Raw genomic sequence first — 26,937 nt, 5'->3', positions numbered from 1 at the left:
CCGTGACACGACCAGCAAAGGATCCGCACCATGACCAGCACCCGACTTGTTTCCGCCGTGATGACGGGCGCCGTGATCGCGTCGCTCGCGATGGCCATTCCCGCAGCCCGCGCCGCGACCGCCCCGGCCAAGGCCCAGGCCTCGAATGCAGGGAGCCCCGCCGGCACCGACACCGCCGCCAACAAGACCGCCGTCGACACGATGCTGCGCCGCTGGATGGGCGGCGATTACGGCGCGCTGCAGCCGATGCTCGCCGACGACATCGAGTGGACGATCGCCGGCAACTCCCTCGTCGCCGGCACGACGCGCAGCCGCGACGAACTCAACCGCACCGTACTCGGCCCGTTCGGCGCGCGCTTCGCGCAATCGCAGGACCGTTTCCGGCCGCGCACGATCCATGCGGTCTACGCCGACGGCGACACCGTCGTCGCGCACTTCTCCGCCGCCGGCACGACCAACGCCGGCAAGCCCTATGCGAACAGCTACGTCTGGATGCTGACGATGCGCGACGGCAAGGCCGTCCGCGTCACGGCCTTCTTCGACAGCATCGCCTTCGACGAGTTCTGGCGGCAGAACCCGGTCCCGGCGAACTGAGTTCCCCGGCCCTCCCCCGCCTTCCCGCCTGCCCCACCCCTCATTCCCCACAAGGAGTTCCCCATGAAGACCTGGTTCATCACCGGCGCCTCGCGCGGCTTCGGCACCCTGTTCGTCAAGCAAGCGCTGGAGCGCGGCGACAACGTCGTCGCCACGGCGCGCAATGCCCGCGCGATCGTCGACACGTTCGGCGACCACCCGCGCCTGCTCGCGGCCAACCTCGACGTCACCGACGAGGCGCAGGCCCGCGCCGCCGTCGCGCAGGCGGTCAAGCGATTCGGGCGCATCGACGTGGTCGTCAACAACGCCGGATTCGGCGTGCTCGGCGCGATCGAGGAGACGAGCGCGGCGGACGTCGAGTCGGTCTACCGCACCAACGTCTTCGGCCTGCTGGCGGTGACGCGCGCGGTGCTGCCGCAACTGCGCAGGCAGCGCGCGGGCCACGTGATCAACATCTCGTCGATCGGCGGGTATCGCAGCGCGGCGGGCTTCGGCGTGTATGCCTCCACCAAGTTCGCCGTCGAAGGCATCAGCGAGGCGCTCGCCGAAGAGGTGAAGCCGCTGGGCATCCACGTCACGATCGTCGAGCCGGGCTACTTCCGCACCGACTTCCTCGACGGCGGCTCGCTGACGACCTTGCCGGCGACGATCCCCGACTACGCCGACACACCGGTCGGCACGGTGCGGCGCCTCGCGAGCGAGCTGAATCATCAGCAGCCGGGAGATCCGGCACGTCTGGCGAAGGCGCTGCTGCAGGTGGTCGACGCGGCGCAACCGCCGCTGCGCATGCCGTTCGGCTCCGACACCGTCGCGGCGATCGAGCAGAAGAACGTCTTCGTCGCCGGGGAGCTCGCCGAGTGGCGCGAACTGGCGGTGTCGACCGACTTTCCGAAGTGATCGCTGCCTGAACAGGGCAATGACGCGCGGAACGCCCCCTGGCGTGCGGCGTCCGCCGGCTTCACCCCGAGCTCACACAGGCCTCATCCTGAGCTCGAAACGCATGGCGAGACTGGGGCCTTCACCTCAGGAAAGGACCCGTCCCGCCATGAACCGCTTTCTCGCTTCCGTGCTCCTCGGGCTGCTGGTGTGGAACGTCTCATCCGCGCTGCTCATCGACGTCTACGTCCCCTCGCCGTGCAACGCCATCGGCCGCTGCGACGGGGACATGGCCTTCACGCTGAAGGTGGTCGGCATCTGGCTCGGCATGTTCTGGGCCACGTCGGCCTCGGTGCTGCTGTACAACATCGTCTCGTGGAAGCGCGATTGGGCGCGGCACCAGCAGCGGATGGCGTCGTGATCCGGCCGGGGTCTGTCGATTTCCGCGGGTCCCGTTCGTCGTTCGTCATCCACCCTCGATGAACGCCAAGGAGCCTCCGATGACCGACGATCCCGTCCACACCTTCCTGCGCGACTACGCCGCGGCGGTCCTCGACCGTGATCTGCCACGCTTCCTGGAGCTGTACACGCAGGACACCCAGGTCTTCGACAGCTGGGACCGCTGGGACTATGCCGGCCGCGACGACTGGGGCGGCATGATCGCCGCCTGGTTCAACGGCATCCAGGACGTGCGGGTCCGTGTCACGGCGAAGGACGTCAAGACCTGGCGCGACGCGCAGGTGGCCGGCGGATCGGCCACGCTGGCATTCGCGGCGCTCGATGCCGACGGTCAGCCGCTGCGCGCGACCGAGAACCGCCTGACCGTGGTCCTGCGCAACGACGGCGGCACGTGGCGCGTCGTGCACCAGCACACCTCGGTGCCGGTCGACTTCCAGAGCAAGCAGGTCGTGAGCCGCTGAACGTCCGCGGCCACCCGGCGACCGGGGCCGGCCGACTTCACGCCGGCCTCACCGCGGGCTCATGCTGCCCTCGAAGGGCGTGACGAGACTGGCGTCTCCTCAACGAGTGGACACCGATCCCGTCATGCCCCACTTCCACGTCTCCGTCCGCCTGGGTCGCGATAAGCTGGGAGGTCCGTCGCCCTCCACAGCCACGCCCATGCCGAGCACCCTCATCGAAGTCCGCCGCGCCTACTCGCAGGAGCAGGAAGTCCAGCTGATCGAAGCCGTTCAGGCGGCGCTGGTCGAGGGCTTCAAGATCCCGGCAGAAGACCGCTGCGTGCGCCTCATCGCGTACGAGCCGCATCGTTTCATCGCCCCGACGCGGCTCACCGAGCCGGACCGGTACACCGTGGTGACCGTCTCCGCCTTCGCGGGCCGGACCCTCGAGGCCAAGCGCCGCCTCTATCAAGGCCTGGTTCAGCGACTCGGGGAGATGGCGATTCCCGCCGACCACGTGAAGATCATCCTGAATGAGGTCGCACGCGAGAACTGGGGCCTGCGCGGCGGCGTGCCGGCGTCGGAGATCGACCTGGGGTTCAAGGTCGACGTGTGAACGGCGCGGCGGCGAGGCCGCTCAGAGCGCCAGCCGATGCGCCTGCAGCGCCAGCAAGCCGTCGAAGATGAGCGAGTCGATCAGCTCGTGCGGGATGTCCAGCGCCGGCGAGACCTTCCAGCCCGCGCCGCCGGTCATCAACGTGACCGGCGCCTGGCCGCAGCGCTTGAGGATGTGGCGGTGCATGCGCTCGATCGCGCCGGTGATCGCATAGTTGCCGCCGCTGGTGAGCGCGTCCGAGGTGTTGGTCGGGAACTCGCGCACCTCGCCGGTCGGCACGCGCAGGCCGGCGGTGCCGCCTTCCAGCGAGCGCAGCATGATCCCGTGACCGGGCAGGATCAGCCCGCCGAGGAACCGCCCGTCCGCGTCGAGCGCGTCGACCGTGACCGCCGTCCCCACCATCACCACCAGCGCCGGCTTCGGGGTCTGTCCGCGTCCGCGCGCCAGCACGTGGTGCCGCGCGCCGATCAGCGCGACGAAGCGGTCCGCGCCCAGTCTGCCGGGATGGTCGTACCCGTTGGTCACGCCGCCCGCCTGTGCCGACGAGGCAACCCAGCGCGGCTCGATGTCCCAGATCTCCTCCATCTGCTCCTCGACGCGATGCCGCATCGCGTCGCCGGCGACATTGCTGCCGAGCATGCTGCCCGGCACCGCGGGCAGCTTCGCCCAGTCGTCCTCGGCGAGCTTCTCGATGTTCTCCAGGAACTGCGCGCCGTGCGCCAGCATCGGACTGCCCGGTTGCGGGCCGGCATAAAGCGCCCACTTGAGGCGGGTGTTGCCGATGTCGATGGCCAGGAAGCTCATGGGCGTTGCGCGAATCCGTCGAGGAATACGTGGAGTTCTTGGGGAAATGTCGGTGCCGTGGGGGACAGGGCGGCAGGTTAGCAGTGTTTGTCCTCAAGCCGGTGCACCCGACGGCCGATTTAGGATTGAATCGAGGCTCGTCGCACCACCCCGGGGCGACGCCGTCGACACAACAACAAGGCTCCGGACCGATGAAGTTCTCCATCGCCACGCGACTGTGGATCCCCGTCGCCGTCATGTCCGTCATGACCGTCGTCATGTCGCTGGGCGCGGCATCCCGGACCCGCACCCTGCTGGAAGTCGCCCAGGTGACACAGGAGCGGCAGCAGCAGCGCTTCGAGCTGGCGTTGCGCTGGCGCGGCCTGACCGAGGCCAACGCGAGCCGCGTGCAGGCCGGCCTGGCCGCCAACGACAACGCCGTCGCCGACGCGATGAAGGGCGACATCGCCCGCACCACCGAGGCGATCAACGAGGTGCAGAAGCAGCTCGAGGCGCTCGCCGAAGGCGACGAGGACAAGGCCGCGATGGCGAAGATCGCGGAGCAGCGCAAGGCCTACATCGCCGTGCGCAACGACGCCAACAAGCTCAAGGCCGGCGGCGACAACGACGGCTCGCACCAGGCGCTCAAGCAGAAGGTCGTGCCCGCGATCGAGCAGTACCTGGCCGCGCAGCAGGACTTCGTCGTGCTGCAGCAGAAGCGGTCCGCGGCGCTGCGCGAGGCCGCCGGCGCCGAGCGCATGCGCACCGTGTGGGGCGTGGCGGCACTGATGTCGCTGATCGTCGGCGCGCTCGCGCTCGCCACGGCGTACTTCGTGCGGACGATCTCCGCGCCCCTGAAATCGCTGATGGCCGAGGCCGAGCGCATCGGCGAAGGCGACCTGTTCCATGTCGAGCGCGACTACCGCGAGGACGAGATCGGCGACGTGCAACGCGCGCTGGCGGCGATGAAGAGCTCGCTGCGCAAGGTCATCCGGGAAGTGCGCGCGAGCGCCGACGGCATGCAGACCGCGAGCCAGGAGATCGCCAGCGGCAACCAGGACCTGAGCCAGCGCACCGAACAGACCGCGTCCAACCTGCAGCAGGCGGCGTCGTCGCTGTCGCAGCTGACGGGCACCGTGCAGCAGAGCGCCGAGAGCGCGCGCACCGCCAACCAGCTCGCCGGCAGCGCGGCCGAAGTCGCCGAGCGCGGTGGCACGGCGGTGGGCGACGTGGTGGGCACGATGGCGCAGATCGACGCGTCGGCCAAGAAGATCAACGACATCATCGGCACCATCGACGGGATCGCGTTCCAGACCAACATCCTGGCGTTGAATGCGGCGGTCGAGGCGGCCCGCGCGGGCGAGCACGGCAAGGGCTTCGCGGTGGTGGCGTCCGAGGTGCGGGCGCTGGCGCAGCGCAGCGCCGGCGCGGCGCGCGAGATCAAGGCGCTGATCGGCGACAGCGTGACCAAGGTGGAAGTCGGCTCGCAGCAGGTGCGCGACGCCGGCGCGACGATGAACGAGATCGTCGCCAGCGTGCAGCGCGTGTCGGACATCATCGGCGAGATCAGCGCGAGCACGGTGGAGCAGAGCCAGGGCATCGGCAGCGTCAACGGCTCGGTGGCACAGCTGGACCAGATGACGCAGCAGAACGCCGCGCTGGTCGAGGAATCGGCGGCGGCGGCCGAGTCGCTCAGCGATCAGGCGCGCAAGCTCACCGCGCTGGTGGGGCACTTCAAGGTCAGCGATCCCAAGCCGAAGCCGGGCGATGCGACGAACGTCGTCGCGGCGCCCGCGCCGATCGCTCGTGCGTCCGCGCCGGTCGCGAAGCCCGCTACGGCTCCGCGTCCTGCGACGACCCCAGCCGCGGCGAAGACCTCGACGGTCAAGCCGCCGGCTTCGAAGACCACCAGCAAAGTGACCGCGACGAAGCCGATGGCAAGACCTGTCGCCAAGGCGCCGGCGCCGAAATCGCCCGCCGCGACACATACACCAAAACCGGCAGCGCCAACCCCCTCTGGCCCCAGCGCAACAGCCGCTCCCGACGGCGATTGGGAGACTTTTTGATCCAGCGCAACGACCTCTTGAATAGAGGTCGTTCTGTTTGGGAATGGTTTTTTGGTGACCGAACTGGATCTAGGCTGACTGCCCTCTCAACGTCGAGGGATCGCCTATGTCTCTTCATCCGGCCGATGTCACCACGCCCGGCGTCGTCACGTTCGCGCTGACGACCACGCTGCTTGCATTCAAGTCTCCCCGACGCGGCTACTATCGCGTGCCGATACTAATGATCAAGAGCTTTGCGGACAAGCGCACGGCGGCGATCTTCGACGGTCGGGAAGTTCGAGGGATGGAGCGAGAACTCCAACAACTCTGCCGGCAGAAGATGCGCGCCATCGATGCCGCGCTCTCGATCGAGACACTCCGGTTCCCGCCCGGCAATCGCCTGGAGTTGCTAAAGGGCGACCGAAAGGGGCAGTGGAGTCTGCGAGTGAACGGGCAGTGGCGGGTCTGCTTCCGGTGGACCGAAGGCACGGCGCTGGACGTCGAAATCGCTGACTATCACTGACCGGCGTCGACAGTAACGGAACGAAGACATGAGCATTCCACGCAACCGCCTGAACCAGATCGACTTCGGTGACATCACGACGGGGCGTCGGCTCGACCCTGTGCACCCGGGAACGATCCTGATGTCAGAGTTCATCGAACCGCTCGGCCTGACCCGTTATCGCGTCGCCAAGGCGATTGGCGTGCAGCAGCGCCGCATCGACGAAATCTGCGCGGGTGAACGCTCGATCTCTGCCGACACTGCCGTGCGACTCGGTCTCGCGTTCGGCGTGGATCCACGGTTCTGGCTCAACCTCCAGGCGCAGTACGACATCGAGGTCATCCTGCAAGCGCACGGTGATCAGCTGGTGGAGGAAATCGACGCGTTGGCCGCCTGAGCAATGCGTAGCGCCAGTCCCCGCCACCCATGGCAAGTCTCAGCCGGCGGCATCGCCGGCCTGATCCTGAGCATCGGACTGGCGCGCTTCGCCTACACGCCGGTGCTGCCGCTGATGCAGCATCAGGCCGGGCTCAGCGACGCGATGGGCGGAACGCTCGCCGCCGTCAACTATGCCGGCTACATGAGCGGCGCCGTCCTCGCCGCGCTCATCGACGATCCGCGCTGGCGATCGCGGCTGTACTTCTGGGGCATGTTGCTCGGCCTCGTCGCCACCGCGATGATGCCGCTCGCGCCCAATCTCGCGCTGTGGGCCGTCTCCCGCTACCTCGGCGGACTCAGCGGCGCCGCCGGCATGCTGCTCGGATCCGGCCTCGTGCTGGGCTTCCTGATGCGCGCCGGCAGACGTCCCGAGCTCGGCGTCCACTTCATGGGACTCGGCCTGGGTATCGTCGTCTCCGCCATCGGCGCAATGGCGATGGACCAGCTCGCGCTCGACTGGTCCGGACACTGGTGGGGCTTCGTCGTCATCGGCGTGCCGCTGCTCGCGATCACGTGGTGGTGGCGCCCGCCCGTGCCGCCGCCCGCCACCGCCGCGCTCGGTACCGGCGCGCCCAGCGCCCGGTGGATGCGCTGGATGATCGCCGGCTACTTCTGCGCCGGCTGGGGCTTCGTCATCAGCGCGACCTTCATCGTCACGATCGTCGAGCGTCAGCCGTTGCTGCACGGCCAAGGGCCGTGGGCCTGGCTGCTCGTCGGCCTCTCCGCCACGCCGGCCGTGTTCCTGTGGGATCGCGTGGCGCGCCGCTTCGGGGATCTCAACGCGCTGCTCGCCGCCTTCGCGCTGCAGATCGTCTCCGTCGTGCTCCCGATGCTGTCGGGGAGCCTCGCCGCCGCGCTCATCGGCGCGCTGCTTTACGGGGCAACCTTCATCGGCCTCGTGAGCCTCACCCTCGCGCTCGTGGGTCGGCGCTCGCCCGGCAATCCCGGCAAGGCGATGGCGCGCCTCACGCTGAGCTATGGCGTCGCGCAGGTCACGGCACCTGCGCTCGCCGGCGCGATGGCGCAAGCCAGCGGCAGCTACGGCGCGTCGCTCTGGCTGACCGCCGCCGTGCTCACTGTCGGCATGTTGATCATGCTCAGACTACGCAGTTTGGAAGCGCGCGGCGACGCGTGAGTCGTCGATGTCGGTCATCGATCCCGTCATCTGCTCGATCCCGACGTCCGCCCGCCATTGCGGCGACAACGCCACCACCTCGCCGATGACCAGCAGCGCCGGGCTCGGCAGGCCTTCGCGCTCGATCGCGGCGGGCAGATCCCCCAGCGTCGTGAAGCACTCGCGCTGACGCGGCGTGTGGGCCGCGCTCACGATGACCGCCGGCGTCTCCGCGGACAGGCCACCGTCCTGCAATGACTGCGCGATCACCGCGGCCCGCGTCAGCCCCATGTAGACGACGAGCGTGAGCCGGCTGCGCGCCAGCGCCGCCCAATCCGGCGCGACGCCGTGCTCGCCGTTGTGTCCGGTCACGAAGGCCACGCCCGGCGTGCAGCGGCGGTCGGTGACCGGCACCCCGACCGACGCCGGCGCCGCCAGACCCGCGGACACGCCGTTGATCACCTCGACCTCGATGCCGGCCTCGCGCAGCGCGTCGACCTCTTCGCCGCCGCGTCCGAACACGAACGGATCGCCCCCTTCAGCCGGACGACGCGTGCGCCGGACCGGGCCTCGCGAATCATCAGCTCGTGGATGAAGCGCTGCTCCGTCGACACGCAGCCGCCGCGCTTGCCGACGCGCAGCACGCGTGCGGAGGCCGGCAGACAGGCCAGCACGCGCGTGTCGACGAGGTCGTCCGTCAACACCACCTCCGCCTGCTGCAGACGCTTCAGCGCCTTGACCGTGAGCAGCTCCGGATCGCCCGGGCCCGCGCCGACGAGGGAAACGCAAAAGGGGCGAGCAGTCTGGCTGGCGATCGGGCTGGCGTCGAACGGGCTCATGTTGGTTCCTTCACTTGATTCGAGACGGGCATCACCGGGATGGACCGCGACGACGGTGCGGTCGCGGCCTTCGATCCCACGGCCTGCACGAGGCGCCTCAGCGCCGGCAGGCAGGAGCCGCACTGCGTGCCGCAGCGCAGCTCGCCTTGCAGTGCGGCGAGGCGAGCCTCGGGCGCGCCTTCCGGCTGGCGTCGCAGGCACGCGGCGATCGCGTCCTCGCGCACGTTGAAGCAATTGCAGATCTGCGGACTGACCGCCGCTGCGGGCTGCTCCGCGTCGGGCGCCAGCAGGCGCCGCCCGAACGGCGCGACCGGCGCGCGCTCGCGCCAGAGCGCGTCGAGCCACACGGCCTCGCTGCCCTCGCCGACGCGCATCAACGCTTGCAACTTCGCCTCCACGCCTTCGCCGTCGAGTCGCAGCGAACGGCTGCGTCCACGACGGCCATCGGCATAACGCAGCACGCCGACGCCGTTCAGTTGCAGCACGGCGGCCAGCGCCTGAACGACCGCTGCGGGCGGCGGCTCGGCGAAGGCGAGTTCGAGACTCCAGCCCTCCAATGCACGCCGACCTCCCGATCCTTCCGTCCCATCCTGCCCATCCTGCCCCTCGTGCCCTTCCAGCCCGTCCTGCGCCGGACCGGGCAGGCAGCAGGCGTAGTCGGCCTCCGCCATCAGGCCGCGGAGCTGACTGCGCAGCGCGGCGCCTTCGCCGGGCGTGATCCAAGCGGCGCCGAAGATCCGCCACGGCAGGTCGACCGCTTCAACGGCCACGGCGGTGAACTTCAGTTCCGGCTGCCGGGAGTCCGGGCAGTACGCGGGCTGCGTCAGCGCGTTGATGCCCGACAGGCCGCGCCCGCCGAGGAACTCGCTGCCCCAATGCATCGGCATCCAGGCCTGCTGCGCGCCGACGCCGTCATCCGCGCGCAGTGGCACGATCAACTCGCCGCGCCGCGAGCGCACGCGGACCAGCGCCCCCGCCTTCAACCCGCGACGGTCGATGTCCTGCGGATGCATCGTCACCGCCGGTCCCGGCTCGCCGGCGAAGAGCTTCGGCACGGTGCCGCTGCGACTCATGCCGTGCCATTGATCGCGCAGACGACCGGTGCTCAGCGCCAACGGGAACTTCGCGTCCTGCATCTCCGCGGTCGCCGCGAAGGGCTTTGTGATGAAGCGCGCACGACCGTCCGCGTGCGCGAACTCGCCATCCTCGTAGAGCCGCGCCTTCGCGGTGCTTGCGCCAGCGGGCCAAGGCCACTGCCGCGGCGCCTCTTCCAGCATCGGATAGCTCAGGCCACCGATGTCCAGATCCCGGCCGAGCGTCGCCGCGCGATGCTCCAGCCAGACCTGCTCTTCACGATCCCAGGCGAAGAGCGACGGCGCCGTCGGCCGCAACGCCGCTTCGATGCGGCGAGCCACGTCCCGCACGATGCGCCAGTCAGCACGCGAGTCGCCGGCCGGCGGCAACGCCGCGCGCACGCGGCTGATGCGCCGCTCGCTGTTGGTGACAGTGCCTTCCTTCTCCGCCCAGGTTGCCGCCGGCAGCACCGCATCGGCGAACGCCGCCGTCGCCGTACCCGCGAAAGCCTCCTGGAGGATCACCAGCTCGCAGCGCTCCAGCGCGGCGCGCACCAGCGCCTGATCGGGCATCGACTGCGCCGGGTTCGTGCACGCGATCCACAGCGCCTTCACCTCGCCGCGCGCGGCCGCCTGGAACAGCTCGACCGCCGTCTTGCCCGGCCGCTCCGGCAGCGCGTCCACGCCCCAGATCGCGGCGACCTCCGCGCGATGCGTCGCGTTGCCCGGGTCACGATGGCCGGGCAGCAGCGTCGCCATGCCGCCGCTCTCGCGGCCGCCCATCGCATTGGGCTGGCCCGTCAGCGAGAACGGCCCCGCGCCCGCGCGACCGATCTGTCCCGTCGCGAGATGCAGGTTGATCAGCGCCGTGTTCTTCGCCGCGCCGCTGCTGCTCTGGTTCAACCCCATGCAGTACAGCGACAGGGCCGACGGCGACTGCGCAAACCACTGCGCCGCCTGCAGGATGTCTGCTTCCTTCAGTCCCGTCAGCCGCGCCGATTCGGCCGGCGTCATCGTGCGCACGAGCGCCTTCAGCGCGTCGAAGCCGCTGGTGTGCTGAGCGATGAAGGAAGCATCGATCCAGCCCTCCCAGATCGCCGCGTGCAGCATCCCGTGGAAGAGCGCGACGTCACTGCCAGGCTTCAGCGCCAGATGCAGGTCGGCGAACTCCGCCGTCTCGGTGCGGCGCGGATCGACGACGATGATCTTCATCCCCGGCCGCACGGCGCGCGCCGCCTCGATGCGCCGGAAAAGGATCGGATGCGCCCACGCCGTGTTCGCGCCCGCGATGAACAGGCAGTCCGTCTGCTCCAGGTCCTCGTAGCAGGTGGGTGGCGCATCCGCGCCCAGCGACTGCTTGTAGCCCACCACCGCCGAGCTCATGCACAGCCGCGAGTTGCTGTCGATGTTGTTCGTGACTATCAGCCCGCGCGCCAGCTTGTTGAACGCGTGATAGTCCTCGGTCAGCAGCTGGCCCGAGATGTAGAAGCCGATCGCGTCCGAACCGTGCTCCGCGCGGATCGCCAGCAACCGGTCGGCGAGGCGCTGCGTCGTCGTGTCCCAATCCATCGGCTGGAGCGGCGCATCGCGCGTCTCCCGCCACGCCGGCTGCAGCAGCCGCTGCTGCGCGCGCACCACCGGCGTCGCGGTCAGATGCAGCGTCGATCCCTTGGTGCAGAGCCGTCCGAAGTTGGCCGGATGGTCCGGATCGCCGCGCACGCCGACGATCCGCGCCTGAGCGCCTTCACCGGTCGCGTCGATCAGTACGCCGCAGCCCACGCCGCAGTACGGGCAGGTCGAGCGCGTGGTTCGGATGTCCGTGTTCATCGGAGACTGCGGCTCGGCGACCACGTCGGCGTCGCTCAGCAGGCCACGCGCGTGCAGGGGCCGGCCTTCACCGGCGCGAGATCGGTGGCGATCGTGTCCAGCTCCTCCTGGATCAGCAGCACGACGCCGTCCTCGACCTTCACCTGGAACACCGGCGTGCGGCCCTCATCGGGCTCGCGGGCACAACCGTTCTCCAGCGCGATGGTCCAGTTGTGCAGAGGACAAGCCACCGCGTTGCCGAACACGATGCCCTGGCTGAGCGGGCCCGCCTTGTGGGGGCAGCGGTCGAGCAGCGCATGCACGCGGTCGTCGGCGGTGCGGAACAGCGCGACCTGCGGTCCTTTCGCGCGGGCGACGCGTCGCGAGCCCAGCACGGGAATGTCGGCCACGGTGCAGACGGAGATCCAGTTCGTCATGGGGTGCTCCTCACGCTTGAACAGTGACTTGGCTGGTGGCGCCAGCCGTGGCGTCGGCAGTGGCTTGGACGGTGGCGACGGGTTCGAACTGCCGCACGTCCACCTGCGCCTTGGCGAACTCGAACCACGGGTCCGGCTCGCCGTCGAGCGCGAACTGCAGTTCGGCCCACAGCGCCTTGCGTCCCTCGTGGTCGTCGAGGATTCGGCGCTTCACGTGGTCCAGGCCCACGCGGCTGACGTAGTGCACGGTGCGTTCGAGGTACCAGCCCTCCTTGCGATAGAGCTGCATGAACGCACCGGTGTACTCCATGACCTCCTCGGAGGTCTTGAGCTTGACGAGGAAGTGCGCCACCTCGGTCTTGATGCCGCCGTTGCCCGCCACGTACATCTCCCAGCCCGAGTCCACGCCGATGATGCCGACGTCCTTGATGCCGGCCTCCGCGCAGTTGCGCGGGCAGCCGCTGACGGCGAACTTCACCTTGTGCGGCGCATACATCCGCCACATCGCGCGTTCCAGGTCCTTGCCCATCTGCGTGCTGTCCTGCGTACCCATGCGGCACCACTCGGAGCCCACGCAGGTCTTCACCGTGCGCAGCGCCTTCGCGTAGGCGTGCCCGCTGGGCATCCCGATGTCGCGCCAGACGTCGACCAGATCCTCTTTGCGGACGCCCAGCAGATCGATGCGCTGGCCGCCCGTCACCTTGACGGTCGGGATCTTGTACTTGTCGACGGCGTCGGCGATCCGACGCAGCTCATCGGCGGTTGTCTCCCCGCCCCACATCCGCGGGATCACCGAGTAGGTCCCGTCCTTCTGGATATTCGCGTGACTGCGCTCGTTGATGTAGCGCGACTGCGGATCGTCGACGGCCTCCTTGGGCCACGACGACAGCAGGTAGTAGTTGAGCGCCGGCCGGCAGGTCGCGCAGCCGTTGGGCGTCTTCCAGTTCAGGCGCGCGTAGACATCGCCCAGCTTGATGAGGTGGTCCTTGAAGATGGCGTCGCGCACTTCCTGGTGGCTCAGGTCCGTGCAGCCGCAGATCGCCTTCTTCTTCGGCGCCGACGAGTAGTCGCCGCCCGCGGTGAACATCAACAGCTGCTCGACCAGGCCGGTGCAGGAACCGCAGCTCGAGCTCGCCTTGGTGTGCTTGCGCACCTCCTCCAGCGTGAACAGGCCCTTCTCCTTGATCGCCTTGCAGACGGCGCCCTTGGTGACGCCGTTGCAGCCGCAGACCTCGTCGCTGTCGGCCATCGCGGCCGCCTTGTTGTGGCCCTGGTGGCCGACGTCGCCGATGTTGCTCTCGCCGAACATCAGCTTGTCGCGGATGTCGCCGATCTTGCGGCCCTCGCGCAGCAGCTTGAAGTACCAGCTGCCGTCGACGGTGTCGCCGTACAGGCACGCACCGACCAGTTGGTCCTCCTTGATGACCAGCTTCTTGTAGACGCCGGCGAAGGGATCGCTCATCACGATCTCCTCGGTGCCCTCGCCGCCCATGAAGTCGCCGGCGGAGAACAGGTCGATGCCGGTGACCTTGAGCTTGGTGCTGGTCTGGCTGCCGAGGTAGCGGCCGATCCCGAACTGCGCCAGGTGGTTGGCGCAGACCTTGCCCTGCTCGAACAGCGGTGCGACCAGGCCGTAGGCGATGCCGCGGTGCGCGGCGCATTCGCCGACGGCGTAGACACGGGGATCAGTGACCGTCTGCAGCGTGTCGGTGACGACGATGCCGCGGTGGCAGTGGATGCCGGCGTTCTCGGCGAGTGCGGTGTTGGGGCGGATGCCGGCGGCCATCACGACGAGGTCGGCGGGGATCTCTTCGCCGTCCTTGAAGCGGACCGCCATCACGCGGCCGTCCTTGTCGCCGATGAGCGCTTCAGTCTGCGCGCCCATGCGGAAGCGCAGGCCGCGTTCCTGCAGCGACTTGCGCAGCAGATCGCCGGCCTGGTCGTCGAGCTGGCGTTCCATCAGCCAGCCGGCGATGTGGATGACGGTGACCTGCATGCCGCGCAGCATCAGGCCGTTCGCGGCCTCCAGGCCGAGCAGCCCGCCGCCGATGACCACGGCGTGGCGGTACTTGGTCGCCGCCTCGATCATCGTATTGGTGTCGGTGATGTCGCGGTAGCCGATCACGCCTTCGAGCTCCTTGCCGGGCACCGGCAGGATGAAGGGGTTGGAGCCGGTGGCGATCAGCAGACGGTCGTACTCGGCCTCGGTGCCGTCCTCGGCGATCACCTTGCGCTTGATGCGGTCGATGGTCTTCACCGCCTTGCCCAGGTGCAGCGTGATGCCGTTGTCCTCGTACCAGGACAGCGGATTCAGGATGATCTCGTCCAGCGTCTGCTCGCCGGCCAGCACCGGGCTGAGCAGGATGCGGTTGTAGTTGGGATGCGACTCGGCGCCGAAGACAGTGATGTCGTACAGGTCGGGGGAGATCTTCAGCAACTCCTCCAGCGTGCGCACGCCAGCCATGCCGTTGCCGATCATCACGAGCTTCATCTTTTTCATGCGGCACGCTCCATCTGAAATGAGGGATTGGGTGTGGGGGTGGTCGGGAGCGGGAGTGAACGGGGCGCTTCGGCGGAATCGGAGGGATGTGCGCGGCCACCGGCGCCGACCCAGGTGCGGGTCCAGCGGGCCTGCATCACGCGCAGCAGGCTGAGCATTGCGAGCGCGAAGACGGCGAAGGCCGCGAAGCCCCAGGCGTAGGTGCCGGCCCACTGCTTGGACAGGCCCATCAGGTTGGGGACCGCGCCGCCGCCGAGGGCGCCGATCTCGCCGATCATCGAACCGGCCACCGCGGTGGCCGCGGGCCAGCGCAGCGGCACGAGCTGGAACAACGCGCCGTTGCCCGCGCCCAGCGCGGCGAAACAGACGATCAGCAGCGCCGTCGTCAGCGCCAGCGAGCCGTTCGCGGGGCCGATGAGCAACAGCGAGACCGTCACCACCACCAGCACCACCGTGAGCGCGTTGACGCCGCCCCAGCGGTCCGACAGCGCGCCACCGAAGACACGCACCGCCGCGCCCATGAAGGCGGCCAGCATCGTGAGCTGACCGGCCGCGATCTTGGACACGCCGAACTGGTCGTGGTAGTAGGTCGGCAGGAAGGTCGTGAGCCCGATGAAGCCGCCGAAGGTCACCGCATACAGCAGGCTGAAGGCCCAGCCGTCCTTCTCGAACAGGCAGGCGACGTGGTCGCGCAGGCCGGCGTGGCTGTCGACGTCGGGCGGCTCCTTCGCGAACACCACCATCACGAGCATCGGCACCGCGATCGCGGCGGCGGCGATCGCGTAGACGCTCTGCCAGCCCAGCCACTGCGCCAGCGGCGGGGCAACCAGCACCGACACCGCCGTGCCCACGTTGCCCGCGCCGACCAGACCCATGGCCAGGCCCTTGTACTTCGGCGGATACCAGCCCGAGCCCAGCGACATCGCCACGCCGAAGCTCGCGCCGGCGATGCCCAGCAGCACGCCCATCGCGAGCAGGTCGCCGTAGCTCTCCACCATGAAGTAGCCGTAGCTCATGGCGACGGCGATCAGGGCCATCTCCACCAGCGTCGCGTTCTTGCGGCCGATGTACTGCGACAGCACGCCCAGCGGGAAGCGCATCAGCGCGCCGGCCATGATGGGGATCGACAGCATCAGGCCCTTCTGCGCGGCGGTGAGCTGGTAGGCCTCGCTGATGAAGGGCGCGAGCGCGCCGTTGAGCACCCAGATGCAGCAGGAGCAGGCGAAGTACAGGAACGCCGCGCCGAGTGTCGGGGCGTGGCCGGAGCGCAGGAAGGTGCGGAACGCTGCCATGGCGGAAGTGCTGTGGGTGGCTGGAAACGAAAAAGGCCGCGTCGAGCACGGGGCTCGGCGAGGCCTTCTGACGGATGGGGCATCGGATCGCGGGCGATCCGGCGCGAAGACCGCGGGACCGGAGCCCCGCGAGGGTGCGGCGCGTCGTTGCGCCACGCCGGGGACGTCGCAAGTCGCATGCCAGCGACCACCGCGGTCGGGATTTCCTCAACGCCGGACCGCTGCAGGCTTATGCTGCGGCGCTTCGCCGGCGTTGCGACGCAAATCCGTCGTTCGCCGCCGCCCTCCTCTGTCACGCCCTGGTTCCAGCCCCTGCCCGAGGCCATGTCCGACGCCCACGCACCGCCCGGTTCCGATCCCGATGACGACGCGACATCGCCGCGCCGCGTGCTGCTGCTGGGCGCCGTCGCATTGACCGACGCCCCCGCCGTGCACTGGATTGCGGCAGCCGTGCACCAGCCGGAACGCGACAGCTTGGTGCGCGCCGCACAGGAACGGGACGTGGACGCATTCGTGCTCGACCTCGGCGGCACCGCGCCCGACGCCGCGGGCTGGCTGGACGCGCTCGAATCCGCCGGGCTGAACCTGCCGGGCGTGTGCATCGCCCCGGATGCGTTTCGACTGCCCGTCGACTTCCAGCCGCGCGCGATGGCCCTCGGCGTGCAGGTGCTCCTCGAATCGATGCCGGAGCCCTCCGCGCTGCGTCGCCAGTTGCGCTGGGCGATGGGGTCATTCACCCGCTTCTCGTCGCTGCGGGCCCAGTTGGACGATCGCAAGTGGACCGATCGCGCGAAGGGGCTGCTGATGTCGGCCCGCGATCTCGATGAAGACGGCGCCTTCCGCCTGCTGCGAGACGCGGCCATGCACGCGCATCTGCGACTGGGTGAGGTGGCGCGATCGGTCGTGCAGTCGGCGCAGCTGGCCGAAGCGGTGAACCTCGCCGGCCAGCAGCGCATGCTCAGCCAGCGCCTGGTGAAGCTGATGGCGCAGCGCGCCGCAGGCATCGAGGTCAAACGCGCGAAGGCGTTGCAGGACGAGTCCTGCGCGCGCGTGACTGCGAACCTGGCGCGGCTGCCGGCGCTGGTGGCGGGCCTGCCGCCGTCGACCGGAACACCGGTCCATCTCGTCGATCCCGTGGTCGACGCCTGGCATCGGCTGGAGCCCTTGCTGGTCGGCAAGCCCGCGACCGAAGCGCTCGCCGCCGCCGATGCGGCCGCGCAGGATCTCCTGACGCACTCCGATGCGCTGGCGACGGCGCTCGCGAGCTCGGGCGGCGGCAAGCCGTTGCACGTCGTCAACGTCTGCGGACGGCAGCGCATGCTGAGCCAGCAACTGGCGAAGGAGGCCCTGCTCGCGGACCTGCTGCCGGGTCGCGATCCGGTCGTGCTGCTCGACAGCCTGGATCGCTTTGCCGCGGGCCTCGCGGAGCTGGAGTCTTCGCCGCTGTCGAGCGACGCGATCCGCGCGCTGCTCGCCGAAGTGGGCGCCGAATGGTTGCGGCTGATGCGCAGCGTGCGCTTCACCCACGGCCGCGAGGCGGCCGAAGGGCTCGCCCGCAGCAGCGAGGTGATGCTCGATCGGCTGGAGTGGCTCACGGGTCACTACCAGCAGAGCCTGCAGATCATCCTCGGCTGATCGACGCTCAGGCGGCCCGCGACTCCACGTGCCGATGCCGCGTGTAGAGGAAGTCGATCACCGCCTTGCGCGCATGCACATAGGTCGGATCCTCAGCCAGCGCCACGCGATCACGCGGACGCGACAGCGTGACGGGCAGGATCTCCCCGATCGTCGCGGCCGGGCCGTTGGTCATCATCACGATGCGGTCGGACAGCAGCACCGCCTCGTCCACGTCGTGCGTCACCATCACCACCGTGCTGTGCGTCGCCGCGACGATCTTCAGCAACTCGTCCTGCAGATGCGCCCGCGTCAGCGCATCCAGCGCGCCGAAGGGCTCATCCATCAGCAGCACCTTCGGCTCCATCGCCAGCGCCCGCGCGATGCCGACGCGCTGCTTCATCCCGCCGGAGATCTCATGCGGCCGCTTGAACATCGCGTGGTCCATGCCGACCAGGTGCAGCGCCTCCTCGGTGCGCGCCATCAGGCGCGGTCGCAGTTCGCGGCCGCCGAACACCGACTCCACCGCCAGCAGCACGTTGTCGAAGCAGGTCAGCCACGGCAGCAGCGAATGGTTCTGGAACACGACCGCGCGCTCCGGCCCCGGGCCGGCGATCTCGCGGCCGTCGCACAGCAGACCGCCGTCGGTGGGCCGCAGCAGGCCGGCGATCAGGTTCAGCAGCGTCGACTTGCCGCAGCCTGAATGGCCGATCAGCGTCACGAACTCGCCCTTGGCGATGTCGAGATCGATCTCGCGCAGCGCATGGAAGCGGCCCTTGCGGCTCGCGAAGACCATCTCGGCCTGCTGCACGCGGATGAAGGGGGTGCTCATCGGAATCTCCTGGTGATGCGGGTGGCGGACGGTCGCTCGTCAGTCATCAAACGAGAAGCGCTTGGCGAGGCTCATCAGGAACCACTCCAGCAACAAGCCCACGATCCCGATCACGAAGATCGCGATGATGATGTGCTGCACGTTGAGGTTGTTCCACTCGTCCCAGACCCAGAAGCCGATGCCGACGCCGCCGGTCAGCATCTCGGCCGCGACGATCACCAGCCAGGCCGTGCCCACGGACAGCCGCACGCCGGTCAGCATGTAGGGCAGCACGGCGGGAAACAGGATGCGCGTCACCAGCTTCCATTCGGACAGGCGCAGCACGCGGGCGACGTTCAGGTAGTCCTGCGGCACGCGCTGCACGCCGACCGCGGTGTTGACGACCATCGGCCAGATCGAGCAGATGAAGATGGTCCAGATCGCCGCCGGATTGGCGCTCTTGAACACCAGCAGCCCGATCGGCAGCCACGCCAGCGGCGACACCGGCTTGAGCAGGCTGATCAGCGGCGACAGCATGCGGCTCACGAATTCGAAGCGGCCGATGATGAAACCCAGCGGGATGCCCACCGCCGCCGCCAGACCGAAGCCCAGCGCCACCCGCTGCAGCGAGTTCAGGATGTTCCAGCCGATGCCCTGGTCGTTGGGGCCGTTGCGATAGAACGGGTCGGCGAACAGCTTCACCGCCGCGTCCCAGGTCGCGCCCGGTGTCGGGAAGGCCCCGCCCTTCATCGTCGCGACCTGCCAGACCAACCACAGCAGGCCCAGGCCGCATACCGGCGGCAGCACGCGCATCCACACGGCGCGCCAGTCGATGCCCGCGCGCGGCGGTTTCGCTGCGACTACCGGCGCGGCGACCGGCTCGTTGGCCGCGTCGCGCGCCAGCGGCAAGGGCGTGGCGACGGAGACGGTGACCGGCTCGCCGTTCACGTCACCCGGGGAATGGAAGACAGCACTGACCATGGGGGACTCCTGCATCGATCAGAAGGGAACTGGGAGAGATCTCGTCAGGCGCGGACCTTGAACGAATCGGCGTACTTCGCAGGATCCTTCGCGTCCCAGACGACGCCGTCGAACAGCTTCGTCGAGCGCATCGTCTCCTTCGGCACCGACACGCCCAGCGCCGACGCCGCCTGCTTGTAGAGCTCGACCTGGTTCACCTGCCGCGCGACGCCGAGGTAGTCCGGGTGCTCCTTGATCAGCCCCCAGCGCTTGTGCTGCGTCAGGAACCACATGCCGTCGGACAGCCAGGGGAAGTTGACCTGGCCGTCGTTGAAGAACTTCATGTAGTTGGGGTCGTCCCAGGTCTTGCCCAGGCCGTTCTGGTAGCGGCCCAGGATGCGCTGGTTGATCGCGTCGACGCTGGTGTTGACGTAGGCCTTGTCGGCGATCGTCTCGGCCATCTTCTGCTTGTTGGACAGGCTGGCGTCGATCCAGCGGCCGGCCTCGAGCACCGCCATGATCACGGCGCGCGCGGTGTTGGGGTACTTCTTGACGAAGTCGCCGGTGGTGCCCAGCACCTTCTCCGGATGGTCCTTCCAGATGTCCTGCGTGGTGGCGGCGGTGATGCCGATGCCGTCGATGATGGCGCGGTGGTTCCAGGGCTCGCCGACGCAGAAGCCGTCCATGTTGCCCACGCGCATGTTGGCCACCATCTGCGGCGGCGGCACGGTGATGACCTTGGCGTCCTTCAGCGGATTCACGCCCGCGGCGGCCAGCCAGTAGTAGAGCCACATCGCGTGCGTGCCGGTCGGGAAGGTCTGCGCGAAGGTGTAGTCGCGCTTGTCCTTGCCCATGACCTTCGCGAGCGAGGCCGCGTCCACCGCGCCCGCCTCCGCCAGCTTCTTGGACAGCGTGATCGCCTGGCCGTTGTTGTTGAGGGTCATCAGCACGGCCATGTCCTTCTTCGGACCCGCCACGCCCAGCTGCACGCCGTAGATCAGGCCGTAGAGCACGTGCGCCATGTCGAGCTCGCCGTTGACGAGCTTGTCGCGCACGCCGGCCCAGGAGGCCTCCTTGGTGGGGACGATCTTGATGCCGTACTTCTTGTCGAAGCCTAAAGCGGCCGCCATCACCACCGACGCGCAGTCGGTCAGCGGGATGAAGCCGATGCGGACTTCCTCCTTCTCCGGCTTGTCCGAGCCGGCGGCGTACGCGCCGCCGCCCGGCAGCGCGGACAGGCCGCCGAGCGCGGCGCCGGTGGCGAGCAGCTTGCGACGCTCAGCGCTCATCAGACCCTCCTTCGAACCGTGTTGCATCCCGATCTCCAACGAAGAACTCCAGCGGAAAAACAAAAAAGGCGTCACGACCGTCCCGCTTCGTCGAAGCGGAACCGATCGGACGCCTTTGCCCAAATCTTCCAGGGGCCCTCACGCCGTTGCGAGGGCTTGCCTCGAACAATGCAGGATGCGTGCCACGGCGCGGCCGCAAGACGGTCCAGCAGCGCCTTCAGAGGGGAATGCGGGCGGCGGACCGGGGACGCGCGAGGAATGTCGCGACCGCCCCCGCCGTCGCGGAAGCCCGTCATGCACTGTCTGGCGGCGCCGATGCGCCGTTGCGGTGCGCGCCGGCGTTCAGCCGCGCAGCAGATCGTGCGCGTCGATCACGCGCCGGGCGACCTGCGCGAGCGGCTCGCCGCGGTCCATCGCGAGCCTGCGCAGGCGCTGGTAGGCCTGGTCCTCGTCCAGGCCCTGCTCGCGCATCAGGATGCCCTTGGCCTTGTCGACGAGCTTGCGCGAGGCGAGTTGCGCCTGCGTCTTGCTGAGCTCCTCGCGCAGCGCGAGGTCCTGCTCGAAGCGGGCGATCGCCACGTGCAGCACCGGCGCGAGACGCTGCGTCTGCAGCCCGGCGACGACGTAGGCGCTGACACCGGCCTGGATCGCGCGGCGCATCGGGGCACGGTCCTCGTCCTCCGCGAAGATGACCACGGGGCGCGGCATCCTCGTCGACAGCGTGGCGAGGTTCTCCAGCGTGTCCCGCGTGGGCGACTCGGCGTCGACGATGACGACATCGGGCTGCAGGCGCAGCACGCAGTCGTGGATCAGCGTGGCCTGCTCGATGACGCCGACGACCTCGCAGCCCTGGCGTACCAGCTCGTCTCGCAGCAGGTCGACGCGATGCGCGCCGTCGTCGATGAGCAGCACGCGAAGTCCCGCGTGCGCACGAGGCGCAGTCGGCGCGGCGGGCGCGGACGTCGGGCTGGCATCGGGGGCGGGCGGCGGCTTCACCGTGATCGCCGCGCAAGTTCCATGCCGAGGCCGGACGACGGTCGAGCCGGTCGGTCGATCGACGCCCCCGCACGCTGGGCAAGGGACGCTCCCGGATTTTCGCAACCGGCGTGCCCGGGGTCCTGCCAAGAAGGGGCCGCGCAAACCGGCGCTTCGCCGTACCGTCGCGGCGAGCGGCGCCCACGCCGCCAGGGAGATTGCCATGCGCCGTGTGCCGCCCCGGGTCCCCACATCCCTTCAAGTGGTCGCGCTGATCGCGCTGCTGTCGCTGCTGTCCTTCGGCACCAGCGTCGCCTCCGCCGCCGAGTTCACCGCCGGGGCCAGCGCGTCCGGCCAGACCGCCACGAAGAACGTCCAGCAGGGCGGCGACACGCGCACGGGCAATTCGCCCGTCTGGGCCGGCGCGGACGTCAACGTGCAGGACGCGGTGCCCGGCGTGATCCAGAACGCCGAGGGCGTCGGCTACGCGAGCGCCAGCTACGGTCACCTCGTGTTCGTGTCACGCGCCGCGACGAGCCAGACCTCCACCTCCGGCGCCCAGCCCGGCCTGCATGCGGAGTCCTACGCCAGCGCCTCGTTGACGGACAGCTTCATCATCTCCTGCGGGACTTGCGTCGCCGGCACGCGCGGCACGATGAGCTTCCGGGTCGTGCTGGAAGGCGACGTCGGGTTGAGCGACCCCGCGTTCGGCACCGGCGGGCAGCCGGATCCCGGCCCCTTGCGGACGAGGTCGTACTACTGGAGCAGCAACCTCTCGATGCGTGCCGAGGGCGTCGCCATGGAGTTCCCCGGCCCCGGCACGCTGTCGCTGTACGCCTACGACTACCTGGCAATGGTCGAGGACCGCGTCGTGGCCGGCGGATCGCGCGGGGGCATGGGGATCTACGACTACCAACTCGAATTCGAGTTCGGAACGCCCATCCACATGAACTGGCAGGCGACCACCGACGCCTCGGCGGACCTGCGTCCCGAGGGCAGCGCCGTCGGCTTTCTGAGCGCGATGGGCCATGCCGCCTTCTCCAACAGCTTCTACTGGGACGGCATCTCCGCAGTCACCGATGCCGACGGCAACCTGGTGAACGGCTTCACCGCGCTGAACAGCGTGGGCGTCGACTACGCGCAGTCCTTCGCCAACGCCGCGGTGGTGCCGGAGCCCGGGACCTGGGCCCTGATGGCGGCCGGCATCGCGGCGCTGGGGCTGATCGCGCGACATCGGCACACGCGACGCGGCGGCCCGACGCGGCGGCTCGCGGCAACGGTCGCGGTCGTCGGCGCGGGACTGGGCCTGGCGGGCGCCAGCGTCGCCCAGGAGTCGTCCTCGCCCTCCTTCGGGGTGACCGCCAGCTACAGCCTGGAGGCGGCGGGCACGAGCTCGCGCACCGGCCAGGGCGGCGGTGCGACTGCCCTCGATGAGGCGCGCCGCTTCGACGCCGCGATCGGCTTCAGCGACGGCGCCCTGAGCTCGGACGCGAGCGTCGCCGGCTGGGGCGCGGCGCAGTACGGCCGTCTGCAGGCCCATGCCCAGGGCTCGACCTCGCTCGAGACGCAGACCGGCGGCCGGAACAGCTACGCGCAGCTGACGGTCACGAGCTCGATGACCGACAGCTTCGTCATCCAGTGCGGCACCTGCGCGCCCGGCACGACGGGCAGGATGTATTTCCAGTTCGGCGGCGACGTCGCCTTGACCCGGACCGGCGGACTCGGCCAGCCGATGGCGCAAGGCGGCTTCATGGCGGACACCGCCTGGTGGAGCAGCACCGTACTCACCGCCGCCGGCGTGCCCGATCCGCCGCCCCAGCCCGGCGGCTGGATCGATCCGAATCCCGGCTTCTACTGGCGCAACTTCCTCAGAAACGAGACGCTGCACAACGACGTCGCCGGGATCGAATCGAGCGACCGCTCGTCGGCCGTCGACTTCAACCCCTGGATCGAGTTCGTCTTCGGCGAGCCGATCCGCCTCGACATGAGCCTGAGCGCGTCCGTGCTGGGCGCGGCCTACATCGGCGACAGCAACGCGCCGTTCAGCGGCTACGGCCGCATGGAGACGGCGATCCGCAGTCTCTACTGGGACGGCATCCCCTTGCTGGTCGACGCACAGGGCAACATCGTCAGCGACTTCACCGCGCTCAATGCCGCGGGGCTCGATTACGCGCGCTCGTTCGCCACCGCGGCGGCGGTGGTGCCGGAGTCCGGGACCTGGGCGTTGATGGTGGCCGGTCTGGTGGTGCTGGGGCTGATCGCCCGGCGAGGGCACCCGCGACACATCGGCGCGACATCGCCGATCCGGCCGGCGACCCGCTTCGCCGCGCTGCTCGCGGCCTGCGGCGGACTGACAGGTCTGGGCGTCGGCAGCCCTGCCCAGGCACAGTCCCCACCGCCCTTCGAGGTGGACTACGACTACCAGCTGGTCGCGCCCGGCGCGACCAGCAAGATGGAGCAGCGCCTCGCCTTCACGACGGCCGGCGAGGTGCGCCGTTTCAACGACGCGATCGGCTTCAGCGACGCGTCGTTGTTCTCCGATGCGCGCATCGAAGGCTGGGGCGCCGCGCGCTACGGTCACCTGCAGGCCTTCGCCAAGGGCTCGACGGCGCTCACGGCCCAGGCGCCGGACCAGAGCACCTATGTGTTCGGCGGCATCACCGCGACGGTGATCGACAGCTTCATCATCCAGTGCGGCACGTGTGCGGCGGGGACCGTCGGCTCGATGAACTTCCGCGTCTTCTTCGACGCCGCCACCGCGCGCGAGGGCGGACTGGGTCAACCGCCGACGTCGACCGGCGGCTATCTCGCGGACACCGACTGGTGGACCGGGTTCGGGATCACCGCGCAGGGCGTCCCCAACCCGTCGCCGCCCGACGTGCCCGGCCCTCCGAATCCCGGCCAGCTGGGGTTCCAGTACTACCGCCTGGAGACGCTGCACAACGACGTCCCCGGCATCGAAGAGAGTCCCCGCGTCTCGGCCGGCCTGCAGGAGCTGTCGATCCAGTTCGTGTTCGGCGAGCCGATCCGGCTCGACATGAGCTTGAGCGCGCGGGTGCTCGGCGGCGTCTACACCGGCGAGAACAGCACGTCCTTCAGCGGACACGGCGCGATGGAGACCGACGCGACGCGCAGCATGTACTGGGACGGCATCACCAGCGTGTTCGACGCGCAGGGCAACGTGGTCAACGGTTTCACCGCCTTGAACGCGACAGGCATCGACTACGCGCGGTCGTTCGCCACGGCGGCGGTCGTGCCGGAGCCCGGCACCTGGGCGCTGATGGCGACGGGATTGGCGCTGTTGGGTTGTCGTCTGCGCCGGCGCGCGCGGGGCACTGACCACGGCCGCCCTGTCCGTCGGCGCCTTGGCTTCGACACCGGTGCTGGCGCAAGCGCAGGCGCCGGAGTTCCTCACCAGCCAGACGCTCACCACCTCGCTGGCGGGCGAGACGCTGACGCAGACACGTGAAGGCAGCCTGCGCAACGTGCGCGTCGACGGCGCGCTGACGCAGATGGCGCAGACCGCCGACCTCGCGGGCAGCGTGCAGTTGTCGACCTGGGGACGCGCCGGCTACGGCTACGCCCAGGCCTTCGCGCAGGGCGCGAGTCATCTGGCGACCAGCCGCCCCGATCAGGCGGCCGAGGCCTGGGGCACGTCGTCGGCCGTCAGCCGCGACAGCTTCGTGATCGACTGCGACGGCTGCGTGGCCGGGACGCTCGGCTACTTCTCGGCGCGGGTCTACATCGACGGCGTCACGCACCTGGCCGGCGGTGTCGACAGCCCCGACGCGCTCCATGCCGGTTACGTCGACCGCGGCGCCGGGGTCAGCATCGAAGCCGAAGGCGTGCCCTGGGACACGCCACCGCCGGACTGGCCCCACGGCGAGCCTTTCCCGCCGAACAATCCCGGCCGCGTGTTCGAGGGCGGGCAGCGGATGGACATCCTCTACAACGACTACACCGAGACCTTCGGCGATGCGTCGTTCGGCCCGGGCTATCGCTACATGACGGTGTTCTTCATCTTCGGCCAGCCCATCCACCTCCAGCTGCAGAGCAGCGCCGGCGTGATGGCCGCCGTGTCGGCACAGGGCCAGCCTTCGGTCGACGGTTGGGCGATGTCAACCACGGACTTCTCCCGCTCCACGTTCTGGGACGGCCTCGACGGCGTGGTCGACTCGAACGGCGCGCCGTTGCGCGAATTCACCGCGCTGAACGCCGCGGGCATCGACTACCGGTATTCGTTCGCCGCAGCCGCGGCGGCGGCCGTGCCCGAACCCGGCAGCTGGGCGCTGATGGCGCTGGGCTTCTGCGTCTTCGGTGCCATCGCCCATCGGCGCGCCCGCCGGTCGCCGGAGGACATCGCATGAGGCCCGCAGGCGCCTCCGGGCTCCTGGCGCAGGCCGCGATCGCCGCCCTGCTGGGCGGCGTGTTCATCGACGCCCAGGGGGCGAACTTCGTGACGCGGGGCAACAGCATCAGCCGCACGAGCTCCGAGCAGGACGAACGCAAGCTGGAAGACCGCTACGCCGAATCGCCGCTCACCGCGCGCATCGTCACCGCGGCCTCCGGCGAGGCGCCCGGTCACAGCAGCCTCGCGCAGTCGCAGGCCCGCGTCGACGTCACCTACGGCAATGCGCGCCTGAGCGCGCAGTCCAGCGCCTTCCTCGACAGCCGCGACGGCAACGGCGTCGCCTTCGGCTCCTCCTTCGTCGCTGCCGAATGGAGCGATCGCTTCGCGCTCACCTGCCCCGCCTGCGTGTCCGGGAGCGCCGGCGCGATGACCTTCCGCATCGTCGTCGACGGCGTGCGCTGGCCGGACGGCTACGCCTCCACCCTGGAGGGACCTGGCGGCGTCTACGCTGCGGAGAGCGGCTGGCAGACGAGCCTGTCGCTGAGAGCGCCCGGCGAGTCGCCATTCCGTTTCGACAGCAACGAGGTCAATTACTTCACCACCGGCGAGCGCAGTCGCTTCACCCTGGGCGAGGGCGTCGGCACCTTCACCTACACCGTGCCCGTCACCTTCGGCGAAGCGATCGACATCAGCTGGCGCAGCTCGCTCTACGCGGGCGCCGTCGTCGGCCTGACCGACCCGGATTCCCGCATCACCGCATGGGCCGCCGGGCTGACCGATTTCTCCCACAGCTTCAGCTGGGACGGCATCGTCGGCGTCACCGACGCGCAGGGCCGGCCGGTGGCGGGCGTCACCGCCTTCAACGACGTCGGCATCAACTACGTCGATTCGCTGGCCGTCGCCGTGGTGCCCGAGCCCGGCACCTGGGCCCTGATGGCCGCCGGGCTGGCGCTGCTCGCGCTGGGATGCGCGCGTGGCCGATCCTCGTCGGCAGGACAGGGATTACCCGCCCTTCGCGGGTGAACAACTGCGGCCAACTCTCGTTTACGTAAACGTCAACCGGAATCTAGAATCGGCGGGCAACATCGACCCTCAGAAGGGGTCGATCCACGACAGGCGCCGC

22 protein-coding genes and 1 pseudogene are annotated in these 26,937 nt (G+C 69.4%); 13 read left to right on the top strand and 10 right to left on the bottom strand.

Features of this window, described 5'->3' with window-relative positions; all coding sequences use genetic code 11:
- Positions 1-30: 30 nt before the first annotated feature.
- The 5 genes from ACQ86G_RS10040 to ACQ86G_RS10020 all read left to right on the top strand — a co-directional run bounded on the left by ACQ86G_RS10040 (position 31) and on the right by ACQ86G_RS10020 (position 2,985).
- A complete protein-coding gene (locus tag ACQ86G_RS10040) occupies positions 31-594 on the top strand; it encodes a nuclear transport factor 2 family protein (RefSeq protein ID WP_431260433.1) in 564 nt (187 codons plus the stop codon).
- A 63-nt stretch (positions 595-657) separates the two neighbouring features.
- On the top strand, positions 658-1,491 hold the full coding sequence (locus ACQ86G_RS10035; RefSeq protein WP_431260432.1) for an oxidoreductase: 834 nt from the start codon (positions 658-660) through the stop codon (positions 1,489-1,491).
- 148 nt (positions 1,492-1,639) lie between these two features.
- On the top strand, positions 1,640-1,891 hold the full coding sequence (locus ACQ86G_RS10030) for a hypothetical protein (protein WP_431260431.1): 252 nt from the start codon (positions 1,640-1,642) through the stop codon (positions 1,889-1,891).
- A gap of 79 nt (positions 1,892-1,970) precedes the next feature.
- Entirely contained in the window at positions 1,971-2,390 is a 420-nt protein-coding gene (locus tag ACQ86G_RS10025) for a YybH family protein (RefSeq protein WP_431260430.1), read from the top strand.
- A gap of 199 nt (positions 2,391-2,589) precedes the next feature.
- Positions 2,590-2,985 carry a tautomerase family protein gene (locus ACQ86G_RS10020; protein WP_431260429.1) on the top strand — a complete coding sequence of 132 codons (396 nt, stop codon included), beginning with the start codon at positions 2,590-2,592 and terminating at the stop codon, positions 2,983-2,985.
- A 21-nt stretch (positions 2,986-3,006) separates the two neighbouring features.
- Here the strand turns inward: ACQ86G_RS10020 and ACQ86G_RS10015 are convergent, their stop codons facing one another.
- Positions 3,007-3,789 (bottom strand): type III pantothenate kinase, encoded by a 783-nt coding sequence (locus tag ACQ86G_RS10015; protein WP_431260428.1) that lies wholly within the window; start codon positions 3,787-3,789, stop codon positions 3,007-3,009.
- Positions 3,790-3,980: 191 nt separating this feature from the next.
- On the opposite strand from ACQ86G_RS10015, the gene ACQ86G_RS10010 reads away from it, so the two are divergent.
- The 4 genes from ACQ86G_RS10010 to ACQ86G_RS09995 all read left to right on the top strand — a co-directional run bounded on the left by ACQ86G_RS10010 (position 3,981) and on the right by ACQ86G_RS09995 (position 7,888).
- Positions 3,981-5,834 (top strand): methyl-accepting chemotaxis protein, encoded by a 1,854-nt coding sequence (locus ACQ86G_RS10010; protein ID WP_431260427.1) that lies wholly within the window; start codon positions 3,981-3,983, stop codon positions 5,832-5,834.
- A gap of 106 nt (positions 5,835-5,940) precedes the next feature.
- A complete protein-coding gene (locus ACQ86G_RS10005) occupies positions 5,941-6,336 on the top strand; it encodes a type II toxin-antitoxin system RelE/ParE family toxin (RefSeq protein WP_431260426.1) in 396 nt (131 codons plus the stop codon).
- Positions 6,337-6,364: 28 nt separating this feature from the next.
- Complete coding sequence (locus tag ACQ86G_RS10000) at positions 6,365-6,712, top strand: HigA family addiction module antitoxin (RefSeq protein ID WP_431260425.1); 348 nt, start codon at positions 6,365-6,367, stop codon at positions 6,710-6,712.
- Between the two features lie 3 nt (positions 6,713-6,715).
- Entirely contained in the window at positions 6,716-7,888 is a 1,173-nt protein-coding gene (locus ACQ86G_RS09995) for a YbfB/YjiJ family MFS transporter (protein WP_431260424.1), read from the top strand.
- Here the strand turns inward: ACQ86G_RS09995 and cobA are convergent.
- The 5 genes and pseudogenes from cobA to ACQ86G_RS09970 all read right to left on the bottom strand — a co-directional run bounded on the left by cobA (position 7,856) and on the right by ACQ86G_RS09970 (position 15,814).
- Positions 7,856-8,706, bottom strand: a pseudogene (gene cobA, locus ACQ86G_RS09990) (uroporphyrinogen-III C-methyltransferase). The gene ACQ86G_RS09995 and the pseudogene cobA overlap by 33 nt on opposite strands.
- Positions 8,703-11,606, bottom strand: a complete 2,904-nt coding sequence (locus tag ACQ86G_RS09985; RefSeq protein WP_431260423.1) for a molybdopterin-dependent oxidoreductase — start codon at positions 11,604-11,606, stop codon at positions 8,703-8,705. Before ACQ86G_RS09985 ends, cobA begins: the two are co-directional and overlap by 4 nt.
- 35 nt (positions 11,607-11,641) lie before the next feature.
- Positions 11,642-12,022: a nitrite reductase small subunit NirD gene (nirD, locus tag ACQ86G_RS09980; RefSeq protein WP_431260422.1), complete on the bottom strand. Its 381-nt coding sequence runs from the start codon at positions 12,020-12,022 to the stop codon at positions 11,642-11,644.
- 10 nt (positions 12,023-12,032) lie between these two features.
- On the bottom strand, positions 12,033-14,522 hold the full coding sequence (nirB, locus tag ACQ86G_RS09975) for a nitrite reductase large subunit NirB (protein ID WP_431260421.1): 2,490 nt from the start codon (positions 14,520-14,522) through the stop codon (positions 12,033-12,035).
- On the bottom strand, positions 14,519-15,814 hold the full coding sequence (locus ACQ86G_RS09970; RefSeq protein WP_431260420.1) for an MFS transporter: 1,296 nt from the start codon (positions 15,812-15,814) through the stop codon (positions 14,519-14,521). Before ACQ86G_RS09970 ends, nirB begins: the two co-directional genes overlap by 4 nt.
- Positions 15,815-15,991: 177 nt before the next feature.
- Between ACQ86G_RS09970 and ACQ86G_RS09965 the strand changes: the two genes are divergently transcribed.
- Positions 15,992-17,449 (top strand): type IV pili methyl-accepting chemotaxis transducer N-terminal domain-containing protein, encoded by a 1,458-nt coding sequence (locus ACQ86G_RS09965; protein ID WP_431260419.1) that lies wholly within the window; start codon positions 15,992-15,994, stop codon positions 17,447-17,449.
- A 7-nt stretch (positions 17,450-17,456) separates the two neighbouring features.
- Here ACQ86G_RS09965 and ACQ86G_RS09960 read toward each other — a convergent pair whose 3' ends face one another.
- The 4 genes from ACQ86G_RS09960 to ACQ86G_RS09945 form a co-directional block, all read right to left on the bottom strand.
- Complete coding sequence (locus ACQ86G_RS09960; protein ID WP_431260418.1) at positions 17,457-18,260, bottom strand: ABC transporter ATP-binding protein; 804 nt, start codon at positions 18,258-18,260, stop codon at positions 17,457-17,459.
- Positions 18,261-18,299: 39 nt separating this feature from the next.
- Positions 18,300-19,220, bottom strand: coding sequence for a nitrate ABC transporter permease (gene ntrB / locus ACQ86G_RS09955; protein ID WP_431260417.1), 921 nt, complete (start codon positions 19,218-19,220; stop codon positions 18,300-18,302).
- Between the two features lie 44 nt (positions 19,221-19,264).
- Positions 19,265-20,488, bottom strand: coding sequence for a CmpA/NrtA family ABC transporter substrate-binding protein (locus ACQ86G_RS09950; RefSeq protein WP_431260416.1), 1,224 nt, complete (start codon positions 20,486-20,488; stop codon positions 19,265-19,267).
- Between the two features lie 342 nt (positions 20,489-20,830).
- On the bottom strand, positions 20,831-21,400 hold the full coding sequence (locus ACQ86G_RS09945) for an ANTAR domain-containing response regulator (protein ID WP_431260415.1): 570 nt from the start codon (positions 21,398-21,400) through the stop codon (positions 20,831-20,833).
- Between the two features lie 286 nt (positions 21,401-21,686).
- On the opposite strand from ACQ86G_RS09945, the gene ACQ86G_RS09940 reads away from it, so the two are divergent.
- From ACQ86G_RS09940 to ACQ86G_RS09930, 3 genes are read left to right on the top strand one after another with little or no spacing between them, the layout of a single operon-like run.
- Positions 21,687-24,932 carry a PEP-CTERM sorting domain-containing protein gene (locus ACQ86G_RS09940; RefSeq protein WP_431260414.1) on the top strand — a complete coding sequence of 1,082 codons (3,246 nt, stop codon included), beginning with the start codon at positions 21,687-21,689 and terminating at the stop codon, positions 24,930-24,932.
- Positions 24,829-25,830 (top strand): PEP-CTERM sorting domain-containing protein, encoded by a 1,002-nt coding sequence (locus tag ACQ86G_RS09935; RefSeq protein WP_431260413.1) that lies wholly within the window; start codon positions 24,829-24,831, stop codon positions 25,828-25,830. The genes ACQ86G_RS09940 and ACQ86G_RS09935 overlap by 104 nt, the downstream gene beginning before the upstream one ends.
- Positions 25,827-26,837 carry a PEP-CTERM sorting domain-containing protein gene (locus tag ACQ86G_RS09930; RefSeq protein ID WP_431260412.1) on the top strand — a complete coding sequence of 337 codons (1,011 nt, stop codon included), beginning with the start codon at positions 25,827-25,829 and terminating at the stop codon, positions 26,835-26,837. Before ACQ86G_RS09935 ends, ACQ86G_RS09930 begins: the two co-directional genes overlap by 4 nt.
- Positions 26,838-26,937 lie beyond the last annotated feature (100 nt).

The sequence above is a fragment of the Roseateles chitinivorans genome, assembly GCF_050632145.1.
In the GTDB taxonomy this organism is placed as follows: domain Bacteria; phylum Pseudomonadota; class Gammaproteobacteria; order Burkholderiales; family Burkholderiaceae_C; genus Roseateles; species Roseateles chitinivorans_B.
The sequence above is the reverse complement of the archived record's forward strand: the minus strand, read 5'-3'. Positions and strand labels throughout refer to the sequence as shown.